A 20670-nucleotide genomic window follows, 5' to 3' on the forward strand; every position below is an offset into this window, starting at 1 on the left:
TTCAAATGATTAGCACGAGAAAAATTCGAGCGAAACGTGAAGTGAAGAGCCAGGGAAAAACCAGGCGCATTTCCGTGTACCAAGCACCGTCCGAACCGGAAAAACCGATCAAGAAAGCGTCGGAACCATCAATAGACTGGTTGCGCTATCAGCGTGACGCCAGTCCGGAAGTACGTGCCCGGTTGCTGCGGCAGTACCTTCCTCTGGTGCGCAATGTTGCCGGAAGGATGGCCATTGGTTTTCCCCGGTCGGTGGAGTTATCGGACCTGATCAATACGGGAGTAATCGGCCTGGTGGAGGCTTTCGGCAACTTTGATCCGCAGCGTGGAGTAAAATTCGAAACTTATGCCGTTCCGCGGATAAGAGGCGCCATCCTGGATGAGTTGCGCGCTCTCGACTGGGTGCCGCGTTCCACCCGCGCTCGCGCCCGCGAAATCGAGCGGGCGATTTTGAGTCTGGAGAATGATTACGGTCGCCCGCCCAATGATGCCGAACTGGCTCAAAAACTCGGTTGCACGATAGAGGAACTTATGCTGGCCAAAGGAGATGTCAGTGGTTCGTCCCTTCTCTCGCTGGACGAGACCATTTATCGGGAAGAAGACAATCATCAGGTGCCCCGAATCGAAACGGTGCGCGATGATTCGCGGGCCACGGCGCTGGGAGATCTGGAAAAGAGCGAATTGCGGGCATTCCTCGTGACCGCCATCGATCGTCTCACCGAACAGGAAAAATTGGTCATTGCGCTCTATTATTTTGAAGAACTGACACTCAAGGAAATCGGCGAGGTTATGACGATTTCGGAATCAAGAGTGTCGCAGATACATACCAAGGCGGTCCTTAAACTGCGCGGAATGATTCGGGAGAGATTCGCCTTGAGCGGTTGAGAAAGCAGGTTGTATGATACGGCCGGTGGAACTTTCAGATGCTTTATCCAAAGCGGAGGTGGCCGGAAAGCTCAGCCAGATGCAGAAGGCTCACTCCGAAATGGAACAGCGGCAGGTGGCCGCAGCCCTTAAGGAAAAAACCAATGTCGATACCGAAAGAACCCACGAGACCGAAAAAAGCGATCTGGTGATCATAAACAAAGATAAACAGAACAAGCAAGAAAAGAAAAAGGATAGGAAGAAGGATGATGGTCCGGAGGAAGAGGCAGAAGAGGACGAGAAAACCCCGCCGACGCCGCATTTGGACTTGAAAGCCTGAAGAAAGGAAAATATGGAAATAGGATTTTCGACCGAGCAATTGATTGATATCGGATTGAATTTCGCCGGCTTTATGGCCGCCGGAATCCTGACGGCTCTCGTCTATTCATTATTCACCGGAAAACAGAAGAAGAATATCTCCCTCGCCTCCCCCGGCCTCTCATTGTCCGATACGGGTGTGTCGTTGCCGGCGGAAACGCGCTCGTCGGTCCGCTCAAGAGATTTCGAATTTGTCGATTTCAAGAGCGAACGGCACCGGCCGCCGGCCGATAACAAAGTTCCTGCCCCAAAAGGGGACAGTCGAACCCGCAATCGCCAGGAGATTCTGCGACAGGCCATGGAGATGAAACAGAACTTGAATCTTCAAGGATTGGCAAGGAGTTAGTAATGGCGACGGAATCACCTTTTTTTCTCACAAAGGTAGAGTGCCCGATCTGCAAGACATTGAATGAATTTGAAACCATTCGGGTGGGGGCGTATGCCGAAACAGGACGCGATACCGATTTCTGTCCCACGGGAAGAAAGTGGCGCAACCCGCGCTACCAGGCCTACAATCCCCTCCTCTATTTTATCGCCACCTGCAGCAACTGTTTCTACAGCCGGGAATTCAACAACAGCTTCAAGGAATGGAAAGAAGATTCATATTTCAAAACTTATCGGGTCAAAACCATCAAGGAAAAACATCTCGACCTTCTGGCCCAGGCCGACTCTGTTATCAAGGCCATCGGCCAGGAACTTGACGGCAATCGTCATCCCAACGAAACCGCTATCCTTAAATTTCTTTTGGCTATCCAGGATGAATTGCTGAATGATAAGCCGGTTGATCTTGATCTGGGACGCTTCTATTTGAGAATCGGCTGGGTTTTCCGCGAGATGGAGGGGGGAGAAAATACTAACCGCCAGGCCATTAAAGGGTATATGACCGATATCGGCAGCAAGTACTCCCTGCTGAAAGATTCGGTGGCGGCGGTTGTCGAGAAAGCGCACCACTTCGAGCAGGCGGTGGCGCAACAGTTCGAGGATGTTCAGATCTCCGCCGAAATGAAATCGATGCTGTACCCCATGAAAGATAAATATGACCACGAATTTTCGTCACTCCGGGAGTTAATGGCTCTGATCGACGGCAAGATTGACACTCTGGAGGCAATCTTACAAGAGCAGAAGAAACAGGCTCTCGGTTCGGGCGATGATGATGCTAATCCCGGATTTCATAATCATCGGTCATTTTATGATTTCCTGACCGGCCTGGCCGCCCAATGGGATCGTGTCCCGACCAACGAGCGGGAAGCGATTACATTCGCGGCCCGTTATTATAAGCAGGCGTACGAGGATGGGCGCGATATCGGCGAAGGCAATCAGCAGATTCAAGCGTCTTACCTCATCGCCGAGCTCTCGCGAAGAATCGGCGACTATGACCTGGCCCGCGAATATTTCAATACCACCATTCGTAACGGGCAGGAATTCATTTACCGGAATAAGGGCGACCAGAGCCGAACCGCTCTGGCCAGAAAGATACTGGAGTTGGCGATCGAACAGGGCCGAAGCAATCTGGCCGAGGCGAAAGCGGTCTGATATTGGCCATGCTGAAAACGGAACGACATACAAGCAGACTGCCTCTGAACCTCTGGGATCGGATTGAACTGGTAGTCGGCCGCGAGGGCGAGGAAGGAACCTATGTCTCGCGGGTGGAGGATTTCGGCCCGCAAGGGTTGATTATCACCAAACCGGATTTTGTCGGCGGCCATACGTTGCTGACCGCCAATTCGAAAGTGTATGTTCATTTCATGCGGCCCGATGCACTGTACCGCTTTTCGGCACTTCTCAAAACTCTGCCCGGTCGCATCGACAGTCAAATTCTGCTGCATACCATCGGACAGGTGGAGCGCGTTCAGAGACGGCAGTTTGTCCGAGTCGATATGCGTCTGGACCTGAAATATGCCCTGTTGAAAAATTCCAACGGCAGCCTCCATATGGGGGAAATCAAATGGTTCAATTCGTATTCATCCAATGTTTCGGCCGGCGGCCTCTTGATGAAGGTTGATACACCTGTTCAGAAAGGCGACCTTCTGCTGGTAAAAATGGGCAGATACGAAATGTTGGGGATTCCTCGGCTGCTCGGTGCTCTCTGCTGCCGCATTATAAGAATCGAGGACGGGCGCTTTGCCGGATTGGAGTTTATCACCGATCGTAAACTGCCCAAGTGCTTTTCGCAGCGAGAGATTGATCAGTTACCCGGACAGATCAAAGGATTCACGACCCAGGTTCAGAATAAAATGGTGAAGTTCATTTTCGAGCAGCAGGTAAAAGAACGTCAAAAAGGATTAATCTGATGGATACCGAGATTATTGTTATCAACAGCCGCGAAATTGACTACTCCAAATTGGTCGGCCGGGAAATAAAGATTCGCACTGAACAATTTCCCGGCCAAATGTTGAGCACGAAAATTCTGGCGGTGACGGATAATAATCTCGTGATCGACCGCTCCGGCTCCTGCGGACGCATCGACCAATTAATCAACAATCAGAAAATCGAAGTCTTTTTCGACTATAAGGGTGAACCGGTGGAGTTTGTTTCCCGCATATCGGTTCCTCGCGCCGGACGTCTCCAGATACCGATTGCACTCAATGTCAACCCTCAGGTCCGCCGGCAATTTGTACGTGTCAATCTCGCGAGGGATGTCCGGCTGACCCTGTTTGATGACAGTAGTATCGGCTATGTCCGGCTCAGCCGGATGAAGTGGCTGGAAACCAGCACCGTCAATATCTCCGGCGGCGGTATGCTGATCAATGTGCCCTTGTTACCGACCACTGAGGAATTCACGGTTCTGCACCTGATTCTCGATGATTTTGTCCTGCCGAAACTGATGGTGGGAAGAATCCGCCATCGCCGTCGCAGCGATGGCAACAAAAACTGTCTCGGAATCGAGTTTGTGGTTCGCGAAAGCTGCTTTGAGAAACTTCCCCGAAATCTGCTGCGGAATCTGCCGCTCAAGTTTTTTGACTTCGACGAAAAGAAACGAACCGAACTGGCAAACTATTTGACCGAAAATTTAAAGAGTTTAATGGAATGAAAAGGAGCAAGTTCATGGATGCAACTCAATCAAAGTACCCGGGCGAAATCGCCGCCGATGATACTATCACCGCGGTGAAACTGCCTTTTAAATTGCACAAAGACCACGAAAGGCGCTATATCCGATTGCAAATTTCAGGGCCGGTGGGTCTTGCCATTCTGAAAGATCATGCGGGAAAATTCTATCCCGGAGGAGACGGCGCGTTATATAGTGGTCATCTCCTGAACCTGTCGGCCGGTGGGCTCCTGCTGGAAACCGACGCGCCGTTTGAGGAAGGAACGATTGTCTCCATGAAAATGACGCTTCAGGATATAGAAGTCCTGGACAACATAATCGGGGTAATCAAAAGAGCGGAGGCAGAAGGCGACGGATGGCTTGTGGGAGTGGAATTTGTTTCGCGGGAGTATCTCAGGGATTTTCTTTCCGAAAGCGAACTTGAGATTCTTCCCAAAGAGATGGCCGCATTTGATGAAAGAGTCCAACATGTCGTCAATAAGTATGTTTACCGCCGGAAAGTATCGAAAGGCGGTGAGTAAATGTTTCCCAGGCATCTGAAACTGGCGGAATTTGTTTTTCTTCTGTTGGCGGCGATAACACCGGCCGTGGCCGGCGACGGCATTATTCTGAATATCAATCAGCCCGCCTGCCCTTATGCCGATCCGCACCTGAGCGAAAAACTTAATCTCTACCTTTCGGCCATCAGCAGTGTCCCGATCGTGAAACTGTATTCCGATCAGACTGTTCCGGCCGATCTCAATCAGCTCATCAACCTGGGCCGAAATTTGGGAGGCAGGTATCTGGTCGATGTGTCTGTTGAGAAAATGGATATTATCCGGAAAAAACGGACCATCATACCACTGGCTGTCTGTCGGTATCGGATTTACGGCGTCCTGACGGCGACTTTGAGAGTGATTGATCTTGCCCGAGGGAAAACAATTAAGATGGATCGAATTGAGTATGAGTTGAAAGCCTCCAACCAGTGGCAATTTCTTGAAGATGATGTCAATGATCCCGCGCTGATCCTTCCGGCGGATGAGAAGGTCAACCTTTTCAACCGCCTTGAGGAGAGCGCCGCCGGGCGGCTGCTGGAAGAAATTGCAAAGATCATAAAGGATAATCACCTTGGCAAATAAAAAGGGTAAAATCGAAGATTCAACCCACAGCTTCTGGAATAAGATTAATCTGGTGGCCCGGGTGGCCTTGCTGATGCGCAAAGAACCTCCCGGCAAAGCCACTTTCCGCAAGCTACTGGAATTGATACAGGAAGTGATTCCCTTTGATTCCGCCACGCTCTATCTCTATGATAAAAGAAAAAAGGGATTGGATGAGGTGGTTTCGTTGGGAGACAAGGTCGAACCGATCGACTTCGTTCGTTTCGATTTCGGAACCGGTATGTCCGCCTGGGCCGCTCAGCAGAAGAAACCGATACTTTTATCCCATATAAAAAATAAGGATCGCCCGCCCGAACTGGCCAGAAGCTCCTTTCTCTTTATTCCCCTTATGGTGGAAGAGAAACTAATCGGCGTCATCGATTTCGCCCACAGTCAGACCGACTTTTTCATGGAGAAGGATCTACAGTTGCTTTCCATAGTGGGCGATCAGATAGCGGTCTCGATTGAGCGCATGATATATCAAAAGCAATTGGAGCGTAAGGAACAGGAGTTGCGTAAAATTCAGAATGAACTGAAGGGTGTCCCGGCGAATGATCCGGTCGAAAATAAACTGGAACGAGCGGGGCGCTTGGCGGTCTCAATAAATCACGAAATTAATAATCCTCTGTCGGTCATAATCGGGAATATCCAGTGTTTGCTCTACCTTGATAAGGATCTCGAGCCGGGAACGGTGGAGCGGCTGCGGCGGATTGAGAGCGAATCGCTCAAAATCGCCGAGATCAATCGCCGTCTGCTGCAAATTGAGGAATTGGCCGCAGAGTCAAGCGACAGTAAAGACAAGAATTCTAACATCATAAACTATCAGAAATCACCGGCGGGAGTTTAGAATGATTGACCTCACCCACACCATGCCGGCCGAAAGCAAAATTGCTTTCTTAAAGGCCCATTTTGACGATTCTCCCTTGGGATTTTTTGTGGCTGATGAACGCGGCCTGATTGAATACATTAACAGTACCGCCGCCGCGGTCATCGGTTTTGATTCGATCGGGGAAGCGCACGGCTATTCTCTTCACGACATCGAATCGGTCTTCAGCTGCGGTTTCACCGAAGCTTTTAATACCATCTGGAGTGGCCGCACCTTTCAGCGAAAAGGGCATCGCTGTACCAACCGCAATGGACATTTTGCCATATTGAACATTTTCTGCCACCCTTTCCGGGGCGATTCCGGGGAGATTCTCGGCTTATTGGGGGTGGTGCAGGATGTCACCGATACTTTCAGGAAGAATGCGGAACTGGAAGAAGCGATCTTTGAACTTTCCATCATGTCTCAGGTTTCCGAGGCGCTTTCATCCACGGCCGACCTCGATGAAGTGTTGAAAATCATCCTCACCGGTGTCACGGCCAATCAGGGACTGGGATTCAACCGGGCTTTTCTTTTTCTGACCGACGCCGAAGCTGTCTATCTGGAGGGGAAAATTGCCGTCGGACCCTCGAATCCGGAAGAGGCGGGGCAAATCTGGTCGCGCCTGGCGCGGCAGCATCATTCGCTGAAAGAGCTGCTCGATGACTACAGCGAGCGGGAGAATGCCTCGAACTATTCATTATCGTCATTAATTGCGGGATGGAAAATTCCACTCGCCGAAGATACATTCTTTAGCCGGGCGATTAATGATGCCTGCGGTATTAATGTCAATGGAAGCGAAAACCTCTCGCCGGCCTCGGCGGATATTCTCCATCGTCTCAACACGGGCAATCTGGCGGTGGCGCCCATTATCAGCAAAGGGAAAAATCTGGGGTTGATCGCCGCCGACAACCGGATTACCGGACGAAGAATCACCTCCTCCGAGGTCTCTCTGCTCCAGACTTTCGCCAATCATACCGCGGTGGCGATCGAAAGGTCGCGCCTGTATGACAAGGCCATTGAACATGCCGCCGAACTGGAACAGATCAACATACAATTGGCCGAATCGCAAGAGCAAATTATTCGGGTAGAGAAAATGTCGGTCATCGGCGAGTTAACCTCTTCGATTGCGCACGAGCTTCGCAACCCGCTCACCGTTATCGGCGGCTTTGCCAATCTTCTGCTTTCCGCCGGCAACAACGAGGGAAATACCGAGTATCTCGGCATCATCCTCTCCGAAACCAAGCGGGCCGAAACCGTCCTGCATCATGTGCTCGATTTCTCCCGTGCCAGCCGCACCAAAACCAGAGAGATTGATTTCAATCATCTGGTATCGACCACGAGCCAATTGCTTCACTCCAAAATCAAACATCGCCACAAACCGCCCCTCCTGAAATTGGCCGATCCGAAACCGTCGGTCTGGGGAAATCCCGACCAGTTGCAGCATGCGCTGCTTCAGTTCATGATTATAGCGGTGGAAGAGATGACCGATGAATGCACTATCGAACTGGTTACGGTGGTCAATGATGGCAACGTCCGGCTCGTGATCGGATTCGACGGTGGGGAAGAGGCGCGGGCGAAAGTCGTCAAGACCTTAAAACAGATATTTGGAAATTCCACGGGGACACAGAAATTATCCATAATTGTAGCCGGGGAGACTCTTCGCTATCATGGGGGAAATTACGGCGTCGAAAGTTCCTCGGAGATTCTTCCGAAACTATTTATAGAGTTGCCTCAATATAAAGGAGGTGTCGATGAGCAGACTTCTGGTAGTTGACGATGAAGACCATATACGGAAACTATATAAAGACTTCTTTACCCGGGACGGTTTTCAGGTGGAGACGGCGGCCTCGGGTGAGGAGGCTTTCCGGCTGGCCGGAGAGAAGGAATTTGACTTGGTGATTCTGGATATCGAGCTGGAAGAGGCCAGCGGTCTGGAAATTCTGAAGCGGTTCAAAGAGGAACACCCACATCTGCCGGTGGTGCTAAATTCGGCCTATTCGACCTATAAGGCCGATTTCCACACCTGGGTGGCTGATGGGTATATTCTTAAGTCCTCGGATATTCAGCCTCTGCGCCAGAAGGTCAAAGAACTGGTGTCGGCATGAGCGAAGAAAAAAAAGAAAATGCCGCCGAACAGTGCGACTGGTTTGGTCAGGTCGATGAACTGGCCAATCAGGTCAAAATGCTCGCCCTGAATCTGGCTATTAATCTGGCCAAAGCCAAGAATGAAATACGCGAACTGGCCTACCTTGAACCGGAATTCACCCGCCTGATTAACGGCTCGGTCGATGTCATAAGGGAAATAACGACTATGCTGAATGCTTTCCGCAATCAGGATAAGTTGGTCTATACGGTTCCCTCGGGCGCCGACAAGCTCGACCGGATCGAGACCTCGCTCAACGAAATACTTAATCTGAGCCAGAATGTTTTGAAAACAGTTGCCGATATAAAAAGAAGAAAGGGACAGGTTGACAATTATCGCCAGTCCCGAGGTGAATGACAAAAATGGAAATACACAAAATCGAAGAAATGGCGCGCCGACGCGGGAAACCGTTCCGGATTCTTATCGTTGATGACGAACCCAGGGTACGTGATGTTTTCAAAGAGTTCTGCGAAATTACCCATTCGGTTGAGGTCGACCTGGCGGTTGATGGTCTTGACGCGGTCAGCAAGGTTGGGAAAGCCAATTATGACCTGGTTACCATGGATCTGATTATGCCCGAGATGGCCGGCGTTGAGGCGGTGGCGAAAATAAAGGAAATCAGACCATATCTGCCGGTCATTATTATCACCGGAAACGCCACCGAGCGTCTTATCAATCAGGCTGGAGTCAAAGGGGCTACCTCATTGATGTATAAGCCGGTCATGCTGGAAGATTTTGTCGACGAAGTGATCAGAGCTTTGGAGAAGGGTATTCCTGTCAAAACCACGGTATGAAGACAGCCATAACAATTCTGGTCGTCGATGACGACTTGATGGTGCGGGGGGTGCTGGAACAGCTTCTGGCCCGCAAAGGATACTCTATAAAGGGGGTCTCGAGCGGCCGGGAGGCGCTGGAATTTATCAGGAATAATCCGGTCGATCTGGTATTAACCGACATTGTTATGCCGGAAATGTCCGGTTTTGAGCTTCTTCAGGTCATCAAGAAGAGTTTCCCCGAGGTGGGCGTTATCATGATGACCGGATACGGGGATGCATGCTCGGTCAAGGAGGCGCTTTCGTTGGGGGCCGATGAATATATTACCAAGCCGTTTAAGGGCCAGGAAGTCTCGCTGATAATCGAGCGGGCCTACTGGCGTTTTCTTTCGCGCAGCAAGGATTTTCAGTTGGTGCCTCCGCGAGGGGAGTAAGAATAAGGATTTGCTCTCTCTTTTCTTTGCCTTCATAATTCTCTTGATATTCCCTGCCAATCGTTTATATTTCATCCCTTAGTTCTGTTAAGGAGAGGTGGCCGAGCGGCCGAAGGCAGCTGCCTGCTAAGCAGTTGACGGTTAACGCCGTCCCTGGGTTCGAATCCCAGCCTCTCCGTATAATTAGTACGCATCAGGGCATTTTCCACTATTATTTGTTGCCGGAGAATAGGTTGGGTGGTCGGGAGAGGGCCGGCAAAATGGGTTTGTTTCTTCGTTTTTTAAAATGTACAGTTTCGTTAGGGCTATTATAAAGTATAAGGCCAACGGTGTAAGATAGTATGCCCAAAAGGGTTGCGAAAATGTGACACGGTTTTGAGCGGCGTGGCGCGTTTTTTGTTTAGGATGGCCGGCCATTTTGGGGCCGTTCTGGGCAATGGCCGTATTTGGGCGCTTAAAAATATGTTGATTCTTGTCAAAAAGCATAATAGTTTCCTTCTACATAATGGGAAAGGTTCCAAATCACCATCGATGCGCAACAGATTTTGATAATATGGCCCACGGGCAGATTGAAGCCGCCGGTGCGCGAGGGAAGGCGGGAGTGAAGTTGGAAAAAGAAATTAAATATCGGGTTACTCATTCCGACCAGGATCGAAATTTCGGAACCCGACGAAAGCGAGAGAATAATGTGGCATTCCCACAGCAGAGCTGTTGGTTACCCGGTTCATATAATAGAGTATGCAAATACACTTTGATGTAAAAATTTCAAAAGGATATCATAGCGCTTCGCAAAAAAGTCGCGTCTTAAGCGAGGCTTGGGTTGGTAATGAAGTGTTTTGTCCAAATTGCGGATCAAACTTGCTTCAATTCAATAATGGGAAGCCTGTTGCGGATTTTTATTGTTCGATATGTCGTGAAGAATATGAACTAAAAAGTAAGAAAGATTCTATGGGAATGAAAATTGTTGATGGTGCATACCGGACCATGCTTGAAAGATTAACCAGTTATAATAACCCAAGTCTTTTCCTGCTAAATTATGATTTACAAAATTATAAAATACAAAATTTCTTTGTTGTTCCGAAACATTTTTTTGTACCAGAAATTATAGAGAAGAGAAAGCCATTATCGGAAACCGCGCGACGTGCAGGTTGGGTCGGATGCAATATTTTGCTGAAAAACATTCCCTTAACAGGGAAAATATTCTATGTAAGGGACGGGAAGGTTGAATTGAGAGAGAATATTTTAAAATATTGGAGTAAAACACTCTTTCTAAGAGAAACCAAAGAGCTTGCTGCAAAAGGCTGGATTTTGGATATTATGAATTGCATAGATAAAATCGGCAAAGGAGAGTTTTCTCTTAATGAAGTTTATGCTTTTGAAATGCTCCTAAAACAAAAATATCCAAACAATAGACATATTAGAGACAAAATTCGTCAACAGTTACAATTTTTGAGGGATAAGGGTTACTTGGATTTTATCGCAAGAGGTAATTACAGGCTCAGGTAATGACCCTTTTAAAAAGAGAAAACATTAGTAAAAAGAAGAGAGAATATTAGTAATATAGGATGAATTTTCTGCGGATTCGACATCTGCGAAAGCGGAAGCAAAGAAGATTCATGCCGGCGCTTATGAAATATAAAAGTGTCGAAAGCCCACCACGGGCGGGCAAGTGCCGTACTAGGCTTTCAGAGAGATTTGCGCCTGCGGCGCATTGTCAAGACTCCAAGGGGTCGTTCACCTGCAAAAACTGCCCTACTTGGCTGGTGGACAATGTGGCGTTCCCACAGCCCGGCTATCGGGAATGAATTGAAGATGTCGGGTTTCTCAATCATCCGGCTGGCGCCGGATTCCTTTGAAACCCGACCTACGAAGACTGGTAATCCGCCCAACGGCGGAGATTTTTCACACCGGCTTCAATGCCAGTTTGTTAAAGGGAGTAACTGCTTCATATCAAAGATGAATCCGCCTGGTGTCGTCATAAAGCCTGGTTGACACGGCTATCAGGAAAGTGGCGGCATAACTGGTTATTCCCCATGTCCACCCCCCCTCAAGAAAAATTGAGGTAAAAAGAAGCAGGGCCATCGATAATAGATATATGGCGAAAGGATGATTTTCCGGTATTCGGCTGAAAGTGAAGGATCGACGTGCCTGTCTCAAATTGCGCCAGTAGAGCGCAATAAGCATCAATGCACCGACCAAACCCGTTTCCGCCAAATAATGCAATATTGGGCTGTGAGCGCTAAGTCCACTCACATACATAAAGAAAGGATCAAATTTCAGCAGCGGAAAGGCAGTTTCGATATATCTGAAATTCCCGGGGCCGATTCCCAAGACGGGATGCTGTTGGAAGGCTACCAGTGCGGCATGGTACAGGGATTTCCTCAGTTCAAAGGACACGACCGGCTGATTTGAGGAAATCTCGCCGAATCTGCCGGTAATGGGCTGCAGCATCGATGGATAAAGAATCATCATGAATACCGCACCCAGCAGACCATATATTATAATCCTTTTTGCACGCCTGCCGGCATATGAAAGCTGTTCCCCCCTGGCCTTCCTGATTGATAACACCATGACGACTAATGTTGCCAGTAAACCAAAGGCGATTGAAGTTCGCGATTGGGTAACCAGAAGACCCCCGAGAACAAATCCTGACCCCAACAGGTACATGACTGAATACCGCTTTGCCCACAGAAATAATGAAATACCCAGGGGAAGAGCGATCATCAGAAGGTCATCAAGCGTGTTGATGGTGAATCCAAACGATCTCATCGCCCCGCCGGAACGAAAGAAGAGGAATAGATTCAAGAAACCATTAATGACACTGATCCAGAAGAAAAATCCGGCGGCAGAAAACAAGGCATACCTCGAAACCCTATAAATTGAAAGAAACAGCAGGAGTAAGATTATCGATTTGAAAATTGGCGTGAGTGATAGATCGGGCTGAATGGCAAATATCCCGGTAAGCGCCAGCATCAGAGTGATTAATATATAATTCTTAATTATGGAGGGCGCAGCAAGTGATGCGTCTCGTTTGAGCAGGACGTTGGCCAGGGCCGACAGAATCAATGCCCCGGCCGCCAGATCAGCAGGGAAGAGGGGGAATCTACTGGACAGCGGGAATTGGAAAAATAATGAAATAATAAAAAGATTCAGAGCATACCTGGGGAAACAGATTAAGAGAAAAATGGGTAAGGCGGCGAAATATGCTACGGCATAGGTCATACGATTGGCCAGCAGTATGGCCGCTCCAACGAATAAATATAAGACCGCCAAAATGATGGTCTGGAGTTCAATCTTCTTAAAATCTATATTAGCAATCGTTTCCATTCTTTTCAATCATATAATAATAAGCGGGATTGGTCAAGACCCGATTGCGCTCCCGACATTCTTATTCTGAGAAATCATGGATCGGAATTGGCGGGACATGCGGACTTATGGAAAATGCCATGGTCTCATCGTGAATCATGCAAGGTTATCACTCGGGCCATTTTCTAAAATTGCAGCGGGCGTTCAAGGTCGCAGGGAATTGACCCTTTTGCGCCCGAGTTGGAATCGAGAGTTGCGCTTCGTGCAAGCCGGGAAAAGCGATTATAGCCGGCCACCTAAGCCAAAGCAAAGACACCATATATATGTATTCACATCGGGTTATGCCACAATCAATAGTATGGCCAATACAGCTTTTTACGACGAAGGAGCCGTAAATTCAATCAATCCCCAAAAACCGCTTGCGCTTACGGGGATTTTGGATAAATTGATTATGGTTATACCCTGTTGACTCTGATGGGAGAGATGGCAGAACTTGCTCGGGAATCTATATATATGTCTCGGCTGCGCCGGGGTTTCGGTCAGGCGGAATTCACGAACGGGTTATATTGATGAGAATCAGCCTTGCATTCAAAGTGATCTCAGGCGTCCTTGCATCTTTGGTGTCATTAACAACGCTTCTCTATACGATACCAGAGCTTAAATCGGTTCGGCAATATCTGGGCATTGAGCGGCCACCTATAGACTCGCCATTCATAGCTAAATTTCCAATCAATAGTAGTGTGGTCAGATGCAATCCACTTGAGGCGCCAACTGCCGAATATGTCATGCCGGATGGATGGGACGAGGCTTTTCACGATGATTTTTCGGCACGTGATTCTACCAGAAAGAAATGGAATCTTGGTGAGGCTGGCTGGGAATCCATTGGTAACCACCTGGCGAAAGCAGTTGGTCAATTTGGGAGGCGCGATAGCATTAGTACAAAGCCTGTTTTCTCATTGGGTGCGGCCTTGGATTTTTATGTCTTCAGTGATGACTCCAGCAATAGCATTTTTTGCCGACTGAGGGGCGACAGTTCAAACAGTGATGGATACGGGTTATCCCTGGGTTTCCGCAGATTAGAAGCCAGTAAATTGCAAAAGAATGACAGCACGGTTGTGACTGATGAAAGATTCGTTCTTTCGCCGTGTATTTGGCATCGTGTTTATTATTCATGGAGGAACGATACCGTCACTGTGAAGGTCGATAATAATTCACTGATGCAATATTGTGACACTTTATCTGGTATTCGTCCTAATTCGGTTCGTGTCACTCTCGGCTGTAATGAAGGAAACGGCCGAGTGTATTTCGACAATTTCATAGTATATACATTGCAGCAGCCTTTCATCGATAGTTCTCCACCTCCTCCCCAAGATACCTGTTTCTGGGTTGCGACCGATATGTCGGTATCGGCTCTTTTGGAGGAACCATCTATAAACATATTGGTCCAAGAGGGTGACAGTCTCTTATTTACCGCTTCAAGCACGGTTCAACTGTTTCGCAATTATTCTGTACTCTTTGGACCGGAAGGGAAAACCGTTATTTCCGATTCCCTCCCATATCAAGGGAAGAAGATTTATGATGCCGCACTTCTCGGTGCCTTGATCGGGAAAATTGGCCGGAACGGCAATTGGTTTGTAATTGGCCGGTCAACTCTCAAAGTCGCCGCATTCTCAGATACTCTTTTCCTGACGACTAATGATTTTCAAGGACAATTTAACGATAACGGCGGGGCGTTCAAAATATTACTAAAGCGGAGGCGTTGTCAACAACTGTCGCAATTATGAAAAAGATAAGCATGCATTTGACTCAAGCTATTCTAATTTTATCGCTCTTTCAAGCGACATCATGGTGTACTGAACGGGGTGGAATTCTGACAAATTCCGAAATCAGAAAGGAAAATCTTGCTGGCGGGGCCGTTAAACAAACCATAAGCACTATATATGATAATATTCTGGTGCGGGATCGGACATATAATGTCGCAATTATTAAGATCGGTAATAGTGCCGGCGAATCCCCACAAATGGATAATTACATTTCCGGTCTGGTGCGAAAGGAATTTGAGGAGAGAAGGGCGACCGGAGATCAGCGAGCCTATCTTTTCGATGATACGCTGCTGATCGACAATATGAAGGCCCATCAGTTGAAATCGAACGAAGCCGATATCAAGCAGAATTATGCCAAATGGAACACCATCGGTGTCGACCTGATTCTTATTGGGTATTGGCGCTCAATTCCCGCTGATTCTATTCGCATTGATCTCGAGATGTATGACATTGCCCAATCGGGCTCCCGAGTATTTTCGGGCTCCCAGACCGTATTGAAGGATTTTGTCATAAAGAAGATATTAAACGAGAAAATTCCAGCGATGCTTATGATTAAATCAAGGGACCATGGTACAACGGCATACATCGATTCTTATCAAATGGGAAAGATCACAAAGAAAGGAATTAAGAAAGATGTCGGCGGCGGTGAACATACTGTCCGTGTTGAGCATAAAGACTACGGCACATTTTCCGGAATGTTCTATGTGCCTGAAAATGAAATCAAAACGGTCACGGTGAAATGCACAGCCCCGTATTCCGCTACGGCCAAGGCCTTCTTGTGGAGTGTCTTTGTACCTGGTAGTGCCGGTTTCAAATATGATCACAAGATTTCGAGGAATAAGGGCTGGGCATACGTGAATATGATGTCGGCGGGACTGCTTTATGCTACAGCCATCGTATATATTTTCGACAGTGATGAATCTAAAGGCTGGTTCACTAAAGAGCGAACCGATCGCTTTGACAGGCTCAAGGATATTGAGCTGGGGGCCGGAGGCGGATTGTACCTCCTGAATCTAATCTCCGGATACATTCTCGGCTATGAATATATGAGAGAAAATCGGCAGATAGTCGAGGTGGCCGCCATAAATGCGGCCAACAGGATCTCTTTCGGAATCCAACCGACCGGAAGAGACAATGTCAGGTTTAGTGTGAGCTACGGCTTCTAGACATCCATTTAAAATTGGTTTCTGCCTCTTTACAATGGAAACATTCGAAATGGCCTTCATTAATCCTTAAACCACAGACCGTTTCACGATAATCCTAAAAAGGATATGAACGCAGCCAGCAAACCAGCTATTCTTCTTGCCTATCCTTCTTTCCTGAGCGGCGCCGAATGGTCCGGCCGCGATGAAGTAAAAGCATCGCAATTGATTCTCGCATCATATCTGGCCGAGCACTTTCCGGTTGAGTATGTTGATTTTGAAATCGAAATCGGCCGGCCGGTAAGTCCGGTGCAGTTTCGTCGTTTTGAACGGAAGGTACGTGAGTTCCTCGAAAAGCGTGATTACGACATTCTGGGCATCTCCTGCTGGACCAGCCTTTCATATAAAGCAACTATGACTATAGCTCGCATAGCCCGCGAGGTACACCCGAAGCGACTCATCGTCATAGGAGGATACCATCCCACGGCGCGGCCCGAGGATTTCCAAACTCCCGACAATTTGGTTGATTATGTCATCCAGGGGGAAGGGGAGATCGCTTTCAGGGAAATCGCCGCCGCTTTTCCCGTTTCAGGGAGACCGCCGCAAACTAAAGTTATTGCCGGCCCGCCGCTGCAGCCGGAGCAGTTTGTCGGAGTAAAATGGGACTTGGTCGACGACATGCTCCGCTCTCGTTTCTCGGGAGGAATCGGCACCCTCTGTATTTATCTTTCACGGGGATGTCCCTTTGAGTGTGCCTTCTGCATGGAGGCGTTGAAAGATCATACCTGGCGCCCTTATTCGGTCGAACAGGCTATCGAGCAGGTACGGATTCCCATGGAACGATATAAGGTAATTGCCCTTGCCTTTGGTGATGCCGTTCTCGGTGTGCAGCCGGCCTGGCGAAAGGAATTCTTCCGTCGCCTGGTCGAGCTTAACCCGCAGTCATGGATTTTTCTGGAAACCCGACCCGATTTCCTCGATGAAGAGGATATCAAAATGCTTTCGAAACTCAAAGCCGAGATCCAATTTGGGGTCGAAAGCTGTTCGCCGGAGATGCTTCGTATCATGAACAAAACCAGACAGCCGGAAAAGTTCCTTGCCCGATTCCGCGAGGTCAGTCACATTCTCTCTGATTATGGTGTGGTCCACGGTGCCAACCTGATTTTCAACCATCCCGGCGAAACCCGGCGCACTCTGGAAGAGACTTTTGCTTTTGTTGATGCCGAATCGGCACGAAAGGATTCATCGCTCATCTGGGCCAGCCACGGTTATTTGCACTTCCCCGGCAATGAAATTGACCGCAACCAGAGCTTCTATGAGCAGAAATATGGAACTCGTTTTCTGAGCCCGGACTGGTGGAAAGGTGAGGATGATCCTCTGGTTGCCAGTCGAAATATTATTCCCTCGCGCGATTTGGAGGGGGAGGGGATAACCTTGTGGAAGAAAATGTTCGGCGAGCGTCAGCAGCAGCTCAAGGATTGTCTGACGCCCAAAGCATTTCGCCTGGCTGCTGAAACCTATTTCCCCGATTGGCGGCTTGACAGTCGGTACGACGAGCTTGAGAAAGGGAACCGTTAGTAAATTTCAGTATTCCGGAATGATCGCATTTACCTCTAATATGCAATATTCAATTGTCATCTACCCCGATATTGACTGTGAAAAGATAAATGCTCTGAGGCGACAATATGATCCCAATTACAATTTGATTGCTCCCCATATCACTCTGGTATTCCCCTTCTCCGAGGAAGTTAACGAACAGGGACTGATGGATCATATAAATAATGTTCTGCGAGAAAAACGTCCTTTCAAGATCACTCTTTCCGGTCTGAGGAAATCAGACGATCATTGGCTCTTCCTTTTAATAGATGACGGGAAACAGGATTTGTTAGAATTACATAACCGGCTCTACACGGGAATTCTGGCTCCTTATCTTGTCGCGGGAATCGAATATATTCCGCATCTATCGCTCGGCCGCTTCGCTCAATCCGATGCAACGGCCGCCTGTGAAAGAGGAAAGAAATGTCCTTTTGATTCGCAGAATTATTGGGAGGCCCTGAAAAAGGCGCGGGAGCAGAATTTATATTATGAATGCATGGTCGATAGAATCCATCTGCTGAAGATTGACGCGGAGAAAATTTCATTCTTCAGACAATTCATGTTTGACGTATGAATAATTTCCTTATCACCGGTACTCCCGGAGTAGGCAAGACCACTCTCATCAAATCCCTTTTTGATGAACTGGTGCAATTCAATCCGGTCGGCTTCTATACCGCCGAAATAAGAGAGAGTGGCATACGCCGCGGCTTCGAGCTGGATGATTTCCACGGGCACAAGGACTTGCTTTCCCATATTCAGGTAAAGAGCGTCCATCGAGTAGGCAAATATGGTGTCGATATCGAGGGATTCGAACGATATCTCGATACAATCGAATTCAAAAAGACCGATTGCCGGCTGGTCATTATTGACGAGATCGGCAAAATGGAATGTCTTTCGGGCAAGTTTTTGGCTCTTATTAATGAGCTTCTCGATTCCGAAAAAACTCTCATCGCCACCGTAGCTGTGGTGGGCGGCGGCATTATTTCTGATGTGAAACGGCGCCAGGATGCCAGGATATTTCAGGTCACCGCCGCCAACCGCGATTCGCTTGCTTCCGAAATTGTAAGATATGCCAATGATGCCTTGACCTGATTATCATATTGGCGATTGTTATGTGATCCGTCGGCCGGGGATGCCGGAGACGACCAGAGCGGCAAAGATGAATAAGCCGCCGATTGCACTATGCATAACAAATTTCTCTCCGCCGACTGTCCAGGCAAAAATTGCTGCAAAAACCGGCTCCATGGAAAAGATCAGCGAGACTTTCAGCGGTGAGGTTATTTTCTGTGCAAGCATCTGAATCACAAAAGCCGTCATGGTAGGGAATAAGGCCAGGAAGATCACCGTCATAGCCACCGAGCTGCCGCGAACTCCCAGCGGCGAGCCGGACAGTAAGCCGGCCCCAAGACTGATAAGCCCTACCAGAATAAATTGCTGGCAATTTACCACATAGGGATCCAGTCCGGCTTTCATATAACGGTCGGAATAGAGCAGGTGAAGCGCATATGCCATCGCCGCCACCAGTGTCAGTATATCGCCGGTATTGATTTCTTTCAACCCGCCGGTAAGTATCCAGAGACCGATCAGCGATGTAATCGAGGCGATTATTTCCATTCGAGTGGGTTTTCTTTTGAAAATTGTCCTCAAAAATAGCGGTACAAAGGCGACAAACAGGCCGGTTATGAATCCGGAGTTGGAGGCGGTTGTGATCCCCAGACCTATCGTCTGCGGTATATAAAGGAGTGTCAGAATCACTGCCAGGATAGATGCTTTTCCCAGCTCTCTAAAAACCGGCCGATGACTGAGGAGCAAAAATATCAGAAGAACCAGCCCGGCCAATAGAAATCTGTAGGCCACCATTATCACCGGGTCAATTCCGGCCAGAGCCCCTTTCACCATAAAAAAAGTAGCGCCCCAGATGGCGGCAGCGTAGAAAAGGCCAAAATCGGCCAGAACTCTCTTTGACCTCGGCAAGGTACTCGGGATATTCATATTGGGAGTATCAAGTTTCCGGCCATGTTTGTCAAAGAATTTCTCACCCGATGGTATCAATCAGACCGCCGGCACGAATTGACTGTTATCCGCTAATTGTCACTTCTCTAAGGAAGCGGGCCGAGTCCTCCGGAGGTACCGTGTTGATATAAATACCAGAGCCGATTTCAAATCCGGCCGGAATGGAAATCTTCGGCACGATCACCATATACCAGTGCTGGTGACGGGTGTCTTCATCGCCGCTGGGTGCGGAACGAAGAATATAGTTGTAGTCCGGGTTGTTGAGGCCGTGATATATTCTTCCCAGAATGTCCTGCAGGACTCCCGCGAATTCCGACAGTTCCTCATCCGAAGCAAGCGTAAATCCGGCCTGATGCCTTTTAGGATAAATCCTTGATTCAAAAGGAGAGCGGGCGGCAAAAGGGCAGAAAGAAACAAAATTCTCGGATTCGAGAATGATTCGTTCTCCCTGACGAATCTCTTCCTCGATCAAATCGCAAAAGACACAGCGACCATGCTTGTCATAATGAAGAACGGCCTGCTCCATCGGGTAGCGCACATGGGGTGGAACGATAGGGGTGGCGATTATCTGCGAGTGGGGGTGCTCCAGTGAGGTTCCTGCCCGCGCACCGTGATTTCGAAATATGGTGACTAGGTTGATATTCTCATTTTTGCTCATCTCGCGTTGCCGTTCGCGGTAGGCGCGCAGCACCCCGGCGACCTCTTCGACACTCATGAGGGCAAGTGTCTGATCATGCCGCGGGTGTTCGATCACCACCTCGGCCAGGCCGAATCCCTTGGCCGAAAGGAATGAACCGACCTGCATCCTGGTGGCTGTCAACCTCGGCTGCAACGCCGCATATTTGTTTGGTACTACCCGGACCTGCCAGGGCCCGCTTTGCGGGTAGATATAAACCGATTCCTCGGTTTGCCCCTCATTGCCGGGGCAGAAGGGACATTCGGCTCGGAAAGGAGGCGGGAGTTCGCGCCTTAATTGCTCGCGGGCGATATCATGCGGACGCTTGCCTCGTTCCGGCGCCAGAATGACCCATTCTTTGGTAGCCAGATTCTGACGAAATTCCGACATCATTTCTCCCGAAAAATTCAGTCTTAATTCCTAAGATAATAACCGTAACAAATTTCCAAGTCAACTGCCAAGTTCTTGATCCAAAA

General features: G+C 48.7%; 23 protein-coding genes and 1 tRNA gene. 21 read left to right on the top strand and 3 right to left on the bottom strand.

Features of this window, described 5'->3' with window-relative positions; genetic code table 11:
• The first annotated feature begins 5 nt into the window (after window positions 1-5).
• The 16 genes from NT002_06010 (at window position 6) to NT002_06085 (ending at window position 11144) form a co-directional block, all read left to right on the top strand.
• The gene (locus NT002_06010) at window positions 6-884 is read left to right on the top strand and encodes a FliA/WhiG family RNA polymerase sigma factor (protein ID MCX6828822.1); all 879 of its coding nucleotides are present in this window, start codon (window positions 6-8) and stop codon (window positions 882-884) included.
• 13 nt (window positions 885-897) lie between these two features.
• Window positions 898-1203 (top strand): hypothetical protein, encoded by a 306-nt coding sequence (locus NT002_06015; GenBank protein ID MCX6828823.1) that lies wholly within the window; start codon window positions 898-900, stop codon window positions 1201-1203.
• Between the two features lie 12 nt (window positions 1204-1215).
• On the top strand, window positions 1216-1587 hold the full coding sequence (locus NT002_06020) for a hypothetical protein (GenBank protein MCX6828824.1): 372 nt from the start codon (window positions 1216-1218) through the stop codon (window positions 1585-1587).
• Window positions 1588-1589: 2 nt separating this feature from the next.
• Window positions 1590-2774, top strand: a complete 1185-nt coding sequence (locus NT002_06025; GenBank protein ID MCX6828825.1) for a DUF2225 domain-containing protein — start codon at window positions 1590-1592, stop codon at window positions 2772-2774.
• A gap of 8 nt (window positions 2775-2782) precedes the next feature.
• The gene (locus NT002_06030) at window positions 2783-3532 is read left to right on the top strand and encodes a flagellar brake domain-containing protein (GenBank protein ID MCX6828826.1); all 750 of its coding nucleotides are present in this window, start codon (window positions 2783-2785) and stop codon (window positions 3530-3532) included.
• Window positions 3532-4272: a PilZ domain-containing protein gene (locus NT002_06035; GenBank protein MCX6828827.1), complete on the top strand. Its 741-nt coding sequence runs from the start codon at window positions 3532-3534 to the stop codon at window positions 4270-4272. Before NT002_06030 ends, NT002_06035 begins: the two co-directional genes overlap by 1 nt.
• The gene (locus NT002_06040; GenBank protein MCX6828828.1) at window positions 4269-4808 is read left to right on the top strand and encodes a PilZ domain-containing protein; all 540 of its coding nucleotides are present in this window, start codon (window positions 4269-4271) and stop codon (window positions 4806-4808) included. The genes NT002_06035 and NT002_06040 overlap by 4 nt, the downstream gene beginning before the upstream one ends.
• A complete protein-coding gene (locus tag NT002_06045) occupies window positions 4809-5405 on the top strand; it encodes a hypothetical protein (GenBank protein MCX6828829.1) in 597 nt (198 codons plus the stop codon).
• A complete protein-coding gene (locus tag NT002_06050) occupies window positions 5395-6270 on the top strand; it encodes a GAF domain-containing protein (GenBank protein ID MCX6828830.1) in 876 nt (291 codons plus the stop codon). Before NT002_06045 ends, NT002_06050 begins: the two co-directional genes overlap by 11 nt.
• Window position 6271: 1 nt before the next feature.
• A complete protein-coding gene (locus NT002_06055) occupies window positions 6272-8062 on the top strand; it encodes a GAF domain-containing protein (GenBank protein MCX6828831.1) in 1791 nt (596 codons plus the stop codon).
• Entirely contained in the window at window positions 8040-8393 is a 354-nt protein-coding gene (locus tag NT002_06060) for a response regulator (protein ID MCX6828832.1), read from the top strand. The genes NT002_06055 and NT002_06060 overlap by 23 nt, the downstream gene beginning before the upstream one ends.
• A complete protein-coding gene (locus NT002_06065) occupies window positions 8390-8788 on the top strand; it encodes a hypothetical protein (GenBank protein MCX6828833.1) in 399 nt (132 codons plus the stop codon). The genes NT002_06060 and NT002_06065 overlap by 4 nt, the downstream gene beginning before the upstream one ends.
• A gap of 5 nt (window positions 8789-8793) precedes the next feature.
• Entirely contained in the window at window positions 8794-9225 is a 432-nt protein-coding gene (locus tag NT002_06070) for a response regulator (protein ID MCX6828834.1), read from the top strand.
• Window positions 9222-9638 (top strand): response regulator, encoded by a 417-nt coding sequence (locus tag NT002_06075; protein ID MCX6828835.1) that lies wholly within the window; start codon window positions 9222-9224, stop codon window positions 9636-9638. Before NT002_06070 ends, NT002_06075 begins: the two co-directional genes overlap by 4 nt.
• Before the next feature lie 91 nt (window positions 9639-9729).
• Window positions 9730-9816, top strand: a tRNA-Ser gene (locus tag NT002_06080).
• Window positions 9817-10376: 560 nt separating this feature from the next.
• Window positions 10377-11144, top strand: coding sequence for a restriction endonuclease (locus NT002_06085; protein ID MCX6828836.1), 768 nt, complete (start codon window positions 10377-10379; stop codon window positions 11142-11144).
• Between the two features lie 444 nt (window positions 11145-11588).
• Here the strand turns inward: NT002_06085 and NT002_06090 are convergent, their stop codons facing one another.
• Complete coding sequence (locus NT002_06090; protein MCX6828837.1) at window positions 11589-12965, bottom strand: O-antigen ligase family protein; 1377 nt, start codon at window positions 12963-12965, stop codon at window positions 11589-11591.
• Window positions 12966-13513: 548 nt separating this feature from the next.
• On the opposite strand from NT002_06090, the gene NT002_06095 reads away from it, so the two are divergent.
• The 5 genes from NT002_06095 (at window position 13514) to NT002_06115 (ending at window position 18597) form a co-directional block, all read left to right on the top strand.
• Complete coding sequence (locus tag NT002_06095) at window positions 13514-14728, top strand: hypothetical protein (protein MCX6828838.1); 1215 nt, start codon at window positions 13514-13516, stop codon at window positions 14726-14728.
• Window positions 14725-15933, top strand: coding sequence for a PEGA domain-containing protein (locus NT002_06100; protein ID MCX6828839.1), 1209 nt, complete (start codon window positions 14725-14727; stop codon window positions 15931-15933). Before NT002_06095 ends, NT002_06100 begins: the two co-directional genes overlap by 4 nt.
• A 105-nt stretch (window positions 15934-16038) precedes the next feature.
• Window positions 16039-17487 carry a radical SAM protein gene (locus tag NT002_06105; GenBank protein ID MCX6828840.1) on the top strand — a complete coding sequence of 483 codons (1449 nt, stop codon included), beginning with the start codon at window positions 16039-16041 and terminating at the stop codon, window positions 17485-17487.
• A 40-nt stretch (window positions 17488-17527) separates the two neighbouring features.
• Entirely contained in the window at window positions 17528-18079 is a 552-nt protein-coding gene (locus NT002_06110) for a 2'-5' RNA ligase family protein (protein ID MCX6828841.1), read from the top strand.
• A complete protein-coding gene (locus NT002_06115) occupies window positions 18076-18597 on the top strand; it encodes an AAA family ATPase (protein MCX6828842.1) in 522 nt (173 codons plus the stop codon). Before NT002_06110 ends, NT002_06115 begins: the two co-directional genes overlap by 4 nt.
• 18 nt (window positions 18598-18615) lie before the next feature.
• Here the strand turns inward: NT002_06115 and NT002_06120 are convergent, their stop codons facing one another.
• Window positions 18616-19557 (bottom strand): DMT family transporter, encoded by a 942-nt coding sequence (locus NT002_06120; protein MCX6828843.1) that lies wholly within the window; start codon window positions 19555-19557, stop codon window positions 18616-18618.
• Window positions 19558-19582: 25 nt separating this feature from the next.
• Complete coding sequence (gene galT / locus NT002_06125) at window positions 19583-20587, bottom strand: galactose-1-phosphate uridylyltransferase (protein MCX6828844.1); 1005 nt, start codon at window positions 20585-20587, stop codon at window positions 19583-19585.
• Window positions 20588-20670: the final 83 nt, after the last annotated feature.

It is taken from the genome of Candidatus Zixiibacteriota bacterium, assembly GCA_026397505.1.
Taxonomy (GTDB): Bacteria; Zixibacteria; MSB-5A5; order GN15; family PGXB01; genus JAPLUR01.